Here is a 12840-nt window from a genome sequence, read left to right as displayed (position 1 = left end):
CTTTATTAGCACATTTATTTTGGTTTCTATAATACTATTTAATACAGCGGTTCAAGTACGCTGCTAAACCAGTACGACTGATCCGTAGGCGATGCCCTATGTCATACGCCTGAAGTCGTTTCCGGTGTATTTCGTTGCGTATGACCTTAGTACTGACGTTTAACTGCTGAGCTACTTCCTTGACAGTTAGAAACGCCTCGTACCGTTTGAACCACACGGCTGAGGTACGTTTCTTGAGGTGCATCCACTTGTTTGGAGTCAGGCAGACAAAACGATTCAACGAATAATCAATAAACCGCCACACATCAAACCGCCAGTTTATCCGGGAAACAGCACCAGTATTTTGCCGTAAGAATAAAGCTGGATTACTAAAGCCAAGCCGTTTTAAGCTTCGTACGGCCTCATGGTGACCAGCACCACGCTTTAAGTAATTAGTTCCTAACATAGCCAACAGTGCTTGTGGTTTTAACGTCTTTTTGCTTCCTTTAGCAATCCGCCACAGTTCAAACGCCGGATCAAACACATTGATCGGTGCTTTACGAGCCGGATCACTAATTGCATGCCAGTAATCCCGGAGAACCTGCTTAGACATCTGTTGCGAAAATAGATCGTTAAAATCACTGAACCGAATACTTGGATTGTACTTTTTAAGCACAGCAATCCATCCTTTGCGGTTATGAAACCTCATTTCCATACGCAACACGTTTAATCTTCCAGCTTTAACCTCCTTTTGTAGGTGTTCCGGAAGCTTACATCGTTTGTGTTTAATTTCATTTTGCAGTTCGTACGTTTTGTCGTAAAATACGATTTCATATCCGGAGGAATAAAAGACCAGTTTCTCCCCACCATTCTGATATGCCACTCGTTGAATGTCCATCTTGGAATGTATGGGATCTGCTCTGTATATTTCACTGAGGATAAACGGCACGGGGATACGTCCGGTTAGGATGTTCTTCCCGTATTCAAAACCATCCAGTGTGGCACATTGAATATCTGTCGGGCTAACAGTAATCCCCATCACATCCAAACGTTGTGACAGCACAGTACAAACCTTGCTTAGATCGTTATCGGTTACCTCCATGATATTGGATCCATGCAGCAATTTAGGGATGTTGCACTTTACAATCAGTTTGGTGGTTTCACGTTGGGGATATTTCCCCATGTACCGTTTGAAGATAACCTGCGGATAATACAGTCCATCTTTCGGCGGTTTTTTGTTATATACGTGGTAATGTATGCCAAAGTCCTGTATCAGACTTTCAAACATATCCGGTGCATAAATATCCTGATCGTCAAAGTCCTTAAAAGAGAAGGTGCCCAGATCAAACATGGTCCGCCTCCTGCTTTAAGGAGTTTTGCTCTCTGTCCATTACATCCAACAGTTTGAAGAACTCTGTCAGTGTAAATAAGGCATCCGCTGCTTCCTGATCAGAAACAGGATGCCCGTAAACTTCTTCAAGCACTTCACGGAAGGAAGGCTTGTTTTGCCACTCTTGGGCATGGTTTGTATTTTGTTTCATGCCCACATGCTGCGGATAATGGATTCTTAGAACAGAGCGGTAGAAAAAACATTCCCGTCGGAAACATCTTAGAAGTTTCTTAGAATAAGGGTATGTTATTCCGGATTTGGGCATAGAAAACGGGATCCTCAATAAAGAGAATCCCGTCAGAAAAATGTCTTAGAACTGCTATTTATCCTTATCTTTCCAAACTACTTTGCTATTAGTAATACCTAGATTGTACGGAAAACGCACCGCATCTAAGTGTTTATTTACTGTAAACAGAATGTTATCTACGGCATTACGACCTTCTTTGTCTTTGACATTTGTCTTAATTTCCAAAGCATGAATAACGTCTTTAAGAGGCCAAGCTCCTTTTTGTTTCATCATGCGGGTTAGCAACTGCATTGATTTCGTAGTAGGTCTGACCGTGACCGATTTTGTTTCGTACACCAACTGCCCTTGATCTGAAAAAAGTTTCAATCCTTTGTACTCAGCTTCCGGTTCTGCCGGGACAAGAGAAGAAGCAATATCGGCTGCAGGGATCAAAAGTTTTACTTCCAATTCATCTACTTCTTGATCAATAGCTGTGATGTTTAACAGGTCCGGCAATTCAATGTATCCCTTGTGCTCCAAGTACACTAAGTCAGTAAACAAACGCACATCCTTGGCAGGATAGTCCTCTGAATGCTGATATATCATAAATCGTCTGCCCTTTTTAGTTTCCAATTTGGTTAAAAAGTCTATCGTGCAGGCCATGCTCTTTTCAAACGTCTTAAAGTCTCCCAACAAAGGAAGCTGGTCCTGCTCGTAATTGTATAAATACGCCTCAAGGGTTTCCTGTGCTAATTGCTTTTTGGCTTCCTCGCTCCCGGCTCTTGCTTCAGGTTGCAAGAAAAAATCTGTCTCAGCAATCAATGTGCCTTGTTCCGGCGGTTGGTTCAATCCATTTTTATGGTCAATGGTATAAATACATACCTTGCCATGCCGGATACATCCCAGCAGAGCAACCAAAGCCCAACTTGGCAAGATGGGCCATACTCCCTTATACTTTGCAGAAGTGCTATTTGACGGTTTTGCAGTTTTTAAGGAATCGTTCGAAGTCTTTTTGTTGGACACGGTAATCTTTCCCCAGCTTATAAGCGGTTAGTTTCTTGCTGCGAATGTAACGGTAAATGGTCAACGGCTCCACACGCAGCAGATCAGCTATTTCATAAACGGTCATAAAGGCCCCAGATTGCCCTTGTACGGGCTTTTTCTGCGCCTTAGATGGTTTTGTATGGGTATTTGTGCTTTTCATGCTTTTAGTGTACTATATTTGCACGTACTCTGCACAGCAAATTACAGAGAGGCCCCAGCCATTATATGCTGCAAAAACAATGAGTCTTTTCCGCTAGTTTGGAGTTCGGCTTTATTACTCGTTTTTGAGAGCTTCAAGGATTGACAAGGGCATATCACAGAACCAATAAGCTACGTGTTTGTTGGCAAAACTAATGGGAAAACCTAAAATCGTTGATGCATGGTAAATTCAGTTGTATACCTTTCGTATTTACGGTTGGGCACGTTGGAATCCCGTTTTGTGTAGCTAAATGTAAGCGTAGGCACAAATCCCCAAAGATCTATTTTGTTGTTTGATAGGGAAGCGGAATAACGTTGTGTGAAATCTTTCTCGGCAAGTTGTGTAAATGTTTCATTTTTTACAATCCATTTTTCACCATCGTAATTTGACCAAATAAAAGATGGTTCCAAGTAGATATGAAACCCCCAAGGCAATTCCGAACCGAACCCGATCCCTGTTAAGTAACGCCAATTGGCATAAATAGCATCTGTAGCTGTGTCTCGGTCAACACCCCCACGCCACACAATGTATTTTGTTGAATTCAAATAATACAAGACCCGCACTTGACTTGAATAGGTTTGACCGTCGAGCCAATCCCCATATTCATCGTACGTATTTTTTAGGATTCTAAAAGATACCCCAGCTGACAGTTTGCGTGTAAAATCATAGTTTACATCTAATTTTCCGCCATAGGACCAATTGTACGGATCCCACCCATACCAACGCCGGGATGCCGTTGTGGCTAGCCATACATCGCCATTTTTCCAAATATACCGAGGGCCGGTACTGGCTGATAAGTAAAAATCGTCATAGCCGTGTTTATCATAAATGTTAGTGTATATAGTACCGTCGCTTTTCCACCGCCAATTATCCGTTAATTTGAATTCGTAATTACCTCCTAATGCTAAGTTGTATCCAACCGCTGATACAGGGTCCGGCAGCTGTCTGCAAAAAGTCCCCCACTGATTAGTAATGCATTCTTCGCCGCCTGTTACTTGATTGATGTTGTTATCCGGCGCGGCCCCAAAATTAAACCAAATATTCCAATTTTTGTTCTTACGTGCTACGTAGCGGTAATACAACATCTGTTGCCTGATTCCGTCCGGTATGTCTTTCCCGGCCATGGCCAAGCGCAAGTGATAGTCGGCACGGTACCATTGTTTTTTGTGCATATAGCATAAAGCAAGCTCGTAGCGGATTTTGGACAGGTCGGGTTTTTCGTCTAACAGTTTGCGGTATATTTTGATAGCTTCGTTAAGGTTACCCTTGCGTTGTTCAATTTGGGCAATCAGATACCACCTCTCAATTTCAATAGGTGTTTGCCCTGTTTGCGGAAGTTGTGTTAAAATTTTCAAGGCATTGTCATATTTACCGGTGGCCACTAGATTGCCGGCCACTTGCACGGCCTCTAATTCGGACAAAGTAATCTGCGTTATACCAGACTTGGCCCATATTACTATGGGCCAAGTGAGTGTCAACAAGATGAGAACTATACGTTTCACTTTTTAGTCTTTCTTCATACCATAAGCGGCTTGGAATTCCCATTCGCGTGTAACATCGTCGGAACCTGTGCCGATAGCTTGTTCGGCATAATAACGCGCCGTACCGGCTGCTTCCACCGGAGTATTTACGCCATAGTATCCCGGTGTAAAATCAGACTCTATATTGCTCTCGGTATCGTTGCGCCGATATTGCAGTTCGCTGGGGGTTCCCGTAAACGTAAACGTAGGGTCCGCTTCGGGTGCTTTGGTAATCGTTACATCGTAGAACGTATCTGCCGTATCGCTCGCCGTGTTAAACGGCATACTTAACGTTTGCGTACCGTCGGCACCGATAACCATCGTGGCAGACGAGGTCGTATACGCCTTTGCCATATCATGACCGTCTTGTCCGCCCGGCACATCCCAAGCGGCTAAATACGGAGTTCTGTCTACGCCATCACTTTGTATAGATACATAAACACGCCCCAACGCTTTACCCGTATAGGAAGTGCTGGCTCCCGGGTTCAACGTATCCACCATCGTGGTGCCGGAAATAGCATAACCGCCTGCAAATAACTGGTAATCTTGCGTGGTCAGTAACTCGGCAAATTCTTCGTCCGTATGCTTTTTATCCAGCGAAGAACCACGGTCTAACGTTCCCGCACGTGCGGCATCAATCTCTGCATCTGAGGTCAAATTGAAATTTTTTGTTCTGTAGATGGGATTGAAGTACCCGAAATCGGCATATTGTAAGCCGATATCTTTGCCGTGCGTACCGAACACCATTCTTTCGTCTACACGGTTCCAATGTCCGCCGGTTAAATCGTTCGGACTTTCCAAGGCAATTAAAGTGGCCATATCTTGCCCGTTGTCTACTACGCGGAACAACGCTTTGTCGTCCCCATCCGACACATATTCAAATATGGGCCCTTGAAATGTTGTAGTGTCTACGGTATCTCTTGCGTTACGCCCGCTTTCTACGCCACCGACCACCATTTTTACGGCATCAATTTCACCGGTAGTCTCATTCAATTCCAAATTCACATAAGAATGACCGACCGTATCCAAGTTTTCAGCCGTAAGCAACTTAACATCATCTAATCTGTATGATGTATAAGTAACACCGCCGATTTCCGTACTTACGGAACCAACTACGGATACAGGGTCACTGCTGTTAGAAGCCACCACAACTTCTGACGGCATATTTGTTATTTGTGCGTTGCTGGTTGCAATGGCTGACGTAACTGCCGGGCGCGGTGGAACATATACACTGGCGGAACTGCCAGAATGGCTCCCGCCACCGCCGCCACCACAAGCAGTTAAGGCCAAGCCAGATGCCAATATGGCCAATTTCTTCATAGTTTTCTCCTCTTATTCAAAAATGGATCCTACTTTGTTTATGTTAGTATACATATAAGTATATTGTCAAGCGAAATAAACCACGAGTAACGGTAAAATTAGCACAGCAAAGATTATCCTATTTGAAAACCAAAGATGAAAATGTTAGAATAACCGGGTGATAGAATTTTACAGAATAAAATCTTCCCCTCATCGAATATACCTCATGATAAAAAAATTATTACTTCTTTTAGTTGTTTTTACAACCTTGCCTTTGTTTGCACAACAATCGCTTGAAGTGGCGTATGAAACTTCTAGTTACACGTACCGGGAACCGGATGGGAATACCCCTATCCGTCTAAAAGGTCGTATGCAAGGGGGCAGCATCCGCTATGAAAACCGCCTACAATCGTCTGCTTTCTTCTTTGCTTTGGATGGACGTTGGATGGGTGGCACTACTGATTATGACGGTTGGCTGACAACCAATCCACCCACTACGCCAATCCCTCATCAATTTGATGACATTGGCGATTATTACTATGAAGGGCGATTGCATTTGGGCAATGCGTTGGATTTATCAAAAACCGTTCAAGTGTGGCTTTCCACCGGTTTGGCCTACCGCTATCTAAAGGACCACATGAACAAAGACCCTTACGGTTACTTGCGAGAATCCAACTATGTGTACATGCCCTTTACAGGTGAATTGCGTTTTAAGAGTGAAATTTGGGCATTAGTCCTCAAGGGTGAGTTTGACTACCTGTTATTTGGTTGGCAAAATAGCCACATGGAAAATGGTACCCTCCGCCATGATCAACGCGAAGGATATGGTCTGCGCTTGAGTGCCAAGATACAGGCAAATTTAGCAGGAAAGAAAACAGGCGTGTTTGTGGAACCCTTTTACCGCTATTGGAACATCCGCGATTCTGAAGTACGCGGCAATTATATGGAACCGCACAACACCACTAAAGAAATCGGCTTACGGATGGGATTAACATTCTAATGAGTTTATTTTGACATAAAACTTGAGCCCAAGCCATAAACCACTTGCTAGAAACAAATCCTCTTTGTTTTCACGGTCCGTGTTGGTTCCTTTGTTAAGTTTGTCCACCGTTAAGTTAAAAACGTCCTTGATGATAACGGAAAATCATTCCAGCGTATAATCTTTATTGTGGCAGCCCGCCGCCCGCGCATGCTAACGCATGCTTGGCGGCCCGGTCTGCACTCACTAACGCTCGCTTAGCCCTGTGCTGCCACAAGGGGGTTATCTATACTGCTACTGATTATGATGTACTGTAAGCAATAGTAAACCCCACACAGTACGCATGGGGTTAGGTACGATAAATTAGGCATGTAGTTATTATTGTAGTGGGTTCTTGTCCGTGAAGGATCCATCCGGCATCTGCCATACGTGTTTGCCATTGATGACATATACGTTGGGTATCCCGTTCTTACGGTTCTCTGCTTGTGCTTTACGTACGGCACGGCTTGCAATACGGGTTAGTTTAGCTGTCAATTCAGTCATAGATCCCTCTTAAAGATAGTATAAAGGTTTTCAGCAAAGATTACAACGGGGTTTCCTTTATCCTGTTCTGCCACAGATACAATGTCATCCCCGCCGTTATAATACAGTACCCAGTGATCAGCTAACTCTTTATAAGTGTTCCAGAAATGCTGTTTGCTGCGGTTAAAACGCCGTATAACGTCTTCTTCCGGTACTGGGTGCCCTCCGTTCTTGACACGGGTTTGAATACGCACGATACAGGACTGCGGATCATCCACAAAAGTGTAAAGGATCACTACGTTATAACCCAGCTTATGGGCGGTTTCAATCGTTTTAATATGCCCGACACCGGACAAGGTACTTTCCAACGCAAAGGATTTACCTTCACTAAACAGCTTATCAATCCGGGCATGGAGCTCTTTACCGGCTTGGATACGCACGGATTGCATGTCTTCCGGACAAAGTTCCTTGGCAATATCGTCAGCGTTGACATAGACAATGTTTTCTTCCGGCAACAGTTCTTTGGCAATGGTACTTTTGCCACTTCCGTTAGCTCCGGCTAAGATAAAGAGTGTCTTCATATTCATATTATACCTAAATTCCCCTGCCTTTTGAGAGTTTTGAAACAGGTGTCCTCACGCATAAGCCATCTGGTTTTTGGGGTTTTTAGGTGTCTAATGTACATTTTTGTAAACACTTTGGCGGATCCTAGCGGGCTATTACACTGGCAGCTCTAATTTACTGAGTCCATACGGGCCTTTGTGGGCCGGACTCAGTTATAGGTATGCTGCCAGTGTGTCCGGTATGCCCTCGGCACGGTCCTGACCTTAATTTGCTATAATAAGATATATCGTCAAAGGTTACAGGCATGACGAATCAGTAAACGGATAATAGGAGTTAGGGTGTTCTTTGTACTGAGCATCCAAATCTTCTAAAATAGCCAGCCACGTAGCGAGATCTTGTCGTACTGACTGCAGCAAATCCGTTCGCTTGCTGAAAACCGATTGACGTATTTTTATGGGGGAATTTATGGAGTTATCCGTTTTGCAAACCGTGCTCTTGTCGCTGCTGATTGTAGTGGTGCTCATCCTGCCGCTAACGGTACACAAAGTAGAAGAAAATTTGGAAGTATTTTTATTTTGTTGCGGCGCGTTTGCCGTTACCGTTTCGCACGTATGGAGCGGACATCTCGTCCTCACGGCTCTTTTAGATCCTATCAAAATCACACTGGCTGTACTCATCGCGGGACTTTTATTTCGCAAATTTAACCCCCACTTGCAAAAACTTACCCAAAAATCGGTCAAAGCGATCGGGCTACGTTGGACACTTTTTTTTATCGTGTTTATCTTGGGGCTCACGTCCAGTATTATTACCGCTATTATTGCCGCCCTTATTTTAGCGGAGGTGGCTGTCATGTTGCCGCTGGAGCGTAACGGCCGCATTAAACTGATTACCTTTGCGTGTTACGCTATCGGTATGGGGGCGGTACTCACGGCTATTGGCGAACCGCTCGGCACGGTAGTAATTTCCAAGCTGTCCGGAGAACCTCACAACGCAGGGTTTTTTTACCTCATTGAACATTTAGGTTGGTTCGTGTTAGGCGGTGTAATCTTTATGGCCGGTATGGCTAGCTCCATACGCGAAGGCACCATTGCCCACGCCCCCGGCGCAAAAGCAGCCCATATCGGTAGCGACAGCACCCTTAAAGGCATCGCTTTTCGCGCGGGGAAGGTATATGTTTTTGTAGTAGCATTGGTGTTTTTAGGAGACGGCTTAAAACCGCTCGCTCTCAAAACAATTACCCATTTAAGCGCGTCGTGGTTATACTGGATCAATATGCTTTCTGCGGTGCTGGATAATGCTACGCTAGCCGCAATTGAAGTAACCCCCGCTATTGATGATCGCACCTTGACGTTTCTGTTGATGAGTTTAGTAGTGTCGGGCGGAATGCTTATCCCGGGGAACATCCCCAATATCATTTGTGCGTCTAAACTGGGTATCAAAAGTAAAGAATGGGTCAAAGCCGCCTTTGGGCTCGGGCTTGCGCTGATGGTTGCTTACTTCGTGATTTTAACAGCCGTTTTGTAACCCCAAAACACATTTTCAAAACCGCCCTTTCCGGGCGGTTTTTTATTGCCCGCTACGCGTACGAATTTTATATAATGAAATAGAACTTTAATAACTTCAAGGAGAACGCATGAAAATTCATTCTTTCAACGTCCAACCGCGCTTGCCGGAAAACATTAAATTTTTAGAAGAACTCGCCAATGATATGTGGTTTACATGGAACTGGCAAGCTATTTTACTCTTTGTGCAAGTAGATGACAACTTATGGACCGCCTCTAAACGCAACCCGAAATGGTTTTTAGGTAGCGTGCCGCAAAAACGCTTTGAAGAATTATCCAAAGACGAAAATTTTGTCCGCCAAGTTAATGAAGTTAAAACCTCTTACTACAACTATAAAAACAACCCGCACACATGGTATCAAGACCACAAACACGAAAACGGACAACTCTTAACGGCCTATTTCTCTATGGAGTACGGTATCGGCGAAGGATTGCCGATTTACTCCGGCGGTTTAGGAATGTTAGCCGGCGACCACATCAAATCGGCCAGCGACTTAGGTATGCCTATTATCGGCGTAGGGTTATTTTATAAACAGGGCTACGTCCAACAAGTGCTCAACCGCGAAGGTTGGCAAAACGAAGAATATCCCGATAATGATTGGGCCCACATGCCCGTTGAACGTGTCTTGGATAAAAACGGTAACGAAATCGTGGTAGACATTCCCTTAGGCGGCGAAAACGTCAAAGCGTGCATTTGGCGCGTACCGGTCGGCCGCACTTCGCTTTATTTATTAGATACCAATTTACAAGAAAACACCCCCGCCCAACGCGCCATTACCGAGAAACTCTACGGCGGCGACCGTGAAAACCGCATCCGCCAAGAAGTCGTTTTAGGAATCGGCGGTGTAAAAGCGTTAACCGCCATGGGTATTAAACCGACGGTCTATCACATTAACGAAGGGCACAGCGCGTTCTTATTATTCCAACGCATCATTGATATTATGCAAGAGAAAAAACTTTCTTTTGCCCAAGCGCGCGAAATTGTGTGGGGCTCGTCCGTATTTACCACCCACACGCCCGTCATCGCCGGGAACGAACATTTTGACCCCATACTGGTCCGCAAATATATGCAATACTACGCCGATCAAATGCATATCTCATGGGATGAATTTTTGGCCTTAGGCAAAGAAAAACCAACTTCTGCTACGTATTGTATGACGGTCGTAGCGTTGCGGTTATCGGCCTATTGCAACGGGGTAGCTAAACTACACGGGGTGGTCAGCCGCGAAATGTGGCATAATCTGTGGCCGGAACTGCCCATTAGCGAAGTGCCTGTTACCAGCATCACAAACGGCATTCACAGCTCGTCGTGGATCTCGCACGAACTCAACGAACTGTTCCGCAAGTATTTATGGGATAATAACCAACTGGGCGAAATTGACCCGTCCGATGAAAAACCGTGGAAACAGTTGGATACTATCCCCAACGAAGAATTGTGGAGAGTACACAACGAACGCAAGAATAAACTTATTACGCTGGTGCAAACCCGTTTAAAACGCCAACTCAAACGGCAAGGTTTTGACGTAATGACCGTCAAAAAAGCCAGCAAGGTCCTTTGGCCCGATGTACTTACCATCGGTTTTGCCCGCCGCTTTGCTACGTACAAACGCGCCACGCTACTGTTTAAAGATTTAAACCGCTTAGACAAAATTATCAACAATCCGGCCCGCCCGGTACAATTTGTCTTTGCCGGTAAAGCCCACCCGGCCGATACGGCTGGCAAAGAGTTTATTAAACTTATCGTCGGGCTTACACAAAACGATCCGCGCTTTAAAGGTAAGATTGTATTTGTGGAAGATTACAACATGAACACCGCCCGCTATATGGTGCAAGGGGTGGACGTGTGGCTAAATAACCCGATCCGCCCGATGGAAGCCAGCGGCACGAGTGGCATGAAAGCCGCCCTTAACGGTGCGCTCGCCTTATCCGTATTAGACGGTTGGTGGGACGAAGTCGGCCCGTGTGAGTTTGGGTGGTCTATCGGCGGAGCCGAAAACTATAAATCGGACGCCGAACGCGACGCCGTAGAGGCCGAGGCCCTGTATAGCTTAATTGAGCAGGAAATTGCGCCGGCCTATTACGCTAAAGACAAAAACGGTTTATCCAAAACGTGGATCAACCTGATGAAAGAATCTATCAAACACATCGCCCCGTTCTTTAACACAAACCGTATGGTAAAAGAGTATTACGAACGCTTTTACGTGCCGGCCAATAATTATGGTCAGATTTTAAGCCAAGACGGCAAAGCCCAAGCCGTAGCCGCCTGGCGTCAAAAAATTGCCGACAACTGGTACCGCGTCAATATCACAGATACCACGCCCACACCGGAATCGGCTATTTCCATGGGCGAACAAGTAAAATTTACAGCGCGCGTTAATTTGGGCGGCCTGTCGCCGGAAGACGTGCAAGTGGAACTTTACTTGGGTCAACGCGGCACGCGCGGAGACATGATTAAAGAAAACGCCGTTGCCATGAAATGCGTAGGCCAAGCCGACAACGCGTATAATTACGAAGTAACCATTGCTCCGTTTAACAGCGGGCGGCAAGATTATGCGTTACGCGTACTGCCGGCTAATAACGATATTCCCAATGTGCTAACGCCGCTCTTTATCCGTTGGGAAGAATGATGTAATGGATGCAAAGTAACGGTTTCCATTTTTGAGCATCTAGCCGCCGACTTGTCCCTCACGTACTTTCTTTTGTACGCTACGGGACAACTTGCGGCGGCTATCTATCTCAAAACTGAAAACTTACCCGGGACGGAAAAATGGTCCCGCCGCCCAAAAGACTGGTAAGAGCGAAAGATTATATGATTTTTCAAATTTGAGTCTAGTTTGCGGGATATAGGCGGCCGCCGGACGTAATGGTAGTTACGTCAAGGCCGCGAGACCGCAAAATAGTCCAAATTTGGAAAATTGTTTATCCTAAAAAGCAACAATGCACAAAATGAACTAATTTTGTGCATTGTGCATAAAGCGCAAGATAACAACATTTATTAATTATGTTAAACATTGTTTTGGTCAACCCCGAAATCCCTTTTAATACCGGCAACATCGGCCGCTCGTGCGTGGCTACCGGGACAAGATTACACCTCGTTGGCAAGCTCGGGTTTATTATCGCGTCTAAAGAAATACGCCGCTCGGGGTTAGACTATTGGCCCAATTTAGATTACAAACGCCATAACACGTGGGAAGATTTTTTAGCCGCCGAAAATCCCTCAGAAGAAAAAATGTTTTTCTTGTCCACCAAAGGTAAAAAATCGTATTGGGATGCCAAATTCCCGCCGGATAGTTATTTGATCTTTGGCGCGGAATCGTGTGGACTACCCAAAGATTTTTATACACGCTACGCCCACCGCTTGTTTACAATTCCTATGACGGGCCCCGTGCGCTCGCTTAATTTATCTTCCTCGGCGGCCATTGTGCTGTTTGAGGCCCTGCGGCAGAATCAAAAATAAATATCTAAAAAAAATCTAATATAACAAAAAACAGGATTATATCCTGTTTTTTTGTGCGCAATACCTTTGTTATTTTTTCCGGGCTGAAAATTTTTCCTT

General features: G+C 45.0%; 12 protein-coding genes. 4 read left to right on the top strand and 8 right to left on the bottom strand.

Annotated elements, in window-relative coordinates:
• Positions 1 to 34 precede the first annotated feature (34 nt).
• From ACQY2W_RS06510 to ACQY2W_RS06485, 6 genes are all read right to left on the bottom strand, one after another.
• Positions 35 to 1330: a helix-turn-helix domain-containing protein gene (locus ACQY2W_RS06510; RefSeq protein WP_428050568.1), complete on the bottom strand. Its 1296-nt coding sequence runs from the start codon at positions 1328 to 1330 to the stop codon at positions 35 to 37.
• A complete protein-coding gene (locus ACQY2W_RS06505) occupies positions 1323 to 1520 on the bottom strand; it encodes a hypothetical protein (RefSeq protein WP_428050567.1) in 198 nt (65 codons plus the stop codon). Before ACQY2W_RS06505 ends, ACQY2W_RS06510 begins: the two co-directional genes overlap by 8 nt.
• Positions 1521 to 1688: 168 nt before the next feature.
• Positions 1689 to 2528, bottom strand: a complete 840-nt coding sequence (locus tag ACQY2W_RS06500) for a hypothetical protein (protein ID WP_428050566.1) — start codon at positions 2526 to 2528, stop codon at positions 1689 to 1691.
• Positions 2529 to 2562: 34 nt separating this feature from the next.
• On the bottom strand, positions 2563 to 2799 hold the full coding sequence (locus tag ACQY2W_RS06495; RefSeq protein ID WP_428050565.1) for a helix-turn-helix domain-containing protein: 237 nt from the start codon (positions 2797 to 2799) through the stop codon (positions 2563 to 2565).
• A gap of 203 nt (positions 2800 to 3002) precedes the next feature.
• Positions 3003 to 4259 (bottom strand): surface lipoprotein assembly modifier, encoded by a 1257-nt coding sequence (locus ACQY2W_RS06490; RefSeq protein WP_428050563.1) that lies wholly within the window; start codon positions 4257 to 4259, stop codon positions 3003 to 3005.
• Positions 4260 to 4343: 84 nt separating this feature from the next.
• The gene (locus ACQY2W_RS06485; protein WP_428050561.1) at positions 4344 to 5678 is read right to left on the bottom strand and encodes a hypothetical protein; all 1335 of its coding nucleotides are present in this window, start codon (positions 5676 to 5678) and stop codon (positions 4344 to 4346) included.
• 205 nt (positions 5679 to 5883) lie between these two features.
• On the opposite strand from ACQY2W_RS06485, the gene ACQY2W_RS06480 reads away from it, so the two are divergent.
• Complete coding sequence (locus tag ACQY2W_RS06480) at positions 5884 to 6657, top strand: hypothetical protein (protein ID WP_428050559.1); 774 nt, start codon at positions 5884 to 5886, stop codon at positions 6655 to 6657.
• Between the two features lie 357 nt (positions 6658 to 7014).
• Here the strand turns inward: ACQY2W_RS06480 and ACQY2W_RS06475 are convergent, their stop codons facing one another.
• Positions 7015 to 7179 carry a hypothetical protein gene (locus ACQY2W_RS06475; protein ID WP_428050557.1) on the bottom strand — a complete coding sequence of 55 codons (165 nt, stop codon included), beginning with the start codon at positions 7177 to 7179 and terminating at the stop codon, positions 7015 to 7017.
• A complete protein-coding gene (locus tag ACQY2W_RS06470) occupies positions 7176 to 7739 on the bottom strand; it encodes an AAA family ATPase (protein ID WP_428050555.1) in 564 nt (187 codons plus the stop codon). Before ACQY2W_RS06470 ends, ACQY2W_RS06475 begins: the two co-directional genes overlap by 4 nt.
• A 448-nt stretch (positions 7740 to 8187) precedes the next feature.
• On the opposite strand from ACQY2W_RS06470, the gene ACQY2W_RS06465 reads away from it, so the two are divergent.
• From ACQY2W_RS06465 to ACQY2W_RS06455, 3 genes are all read left to right on the top strand, one after another.
• Positions 8188 to 9246, top strand: coding sequence for a DUF1646 family protein (locus ACQY2W_RS06465; RefSeq protein ID WP_428050553.1), 1059 nt, complete (start codon positions 8188 to 8190; stop codon positions 9244 to 9246).
• A 109-nt stretch (positions 9247 to 9355) separates the two neighbouring features.
• Positions 9356 to 11911 (top strand): alpha-glucan family phosphorylase, encoded by a 2556-nt coding sequence (gene glgP / locus ACQY2W_RS06460; RefSeq protein WP_428050551.1) that lies wholly within the window; start codon positions 9356 to 9358, stop codon positions 11909 to 11911.
• A 374-nt stretch (positions 11912 to 12285) separates the two neighbouring features.
• The gene (locus tag ACQY2W_RS06455; RefSeq protein ID WP_428050549.1) at positions 12286 to 12741 is read left to right on the top strand and encodes a tRNA (cytidine(34)-2'-O)-methyltransferase; all 456 of its coding nucleotides are present in this window, start codon (positions 12286 to 12288) and stop codon (positions 12739 to 12741) included.
• Positions 12742 to 12840: the final 99 nt, after the last annotated feature.

This window comes from Candidatus Avelusimicrobium caledoniensis (genome assembly GCF_902756455.1).
GTDB classification, from domain to species: Bacteria; Elusimicrobiota; Elusimicrobia; order Elusimicrobiales; family Elusimicrobiaceae; genus Avelusimicrobium; species Avelusimicrobium caledoniense.
This window is presented reverse-complemented; position numbering and strand designations above follow the sequence as displayed.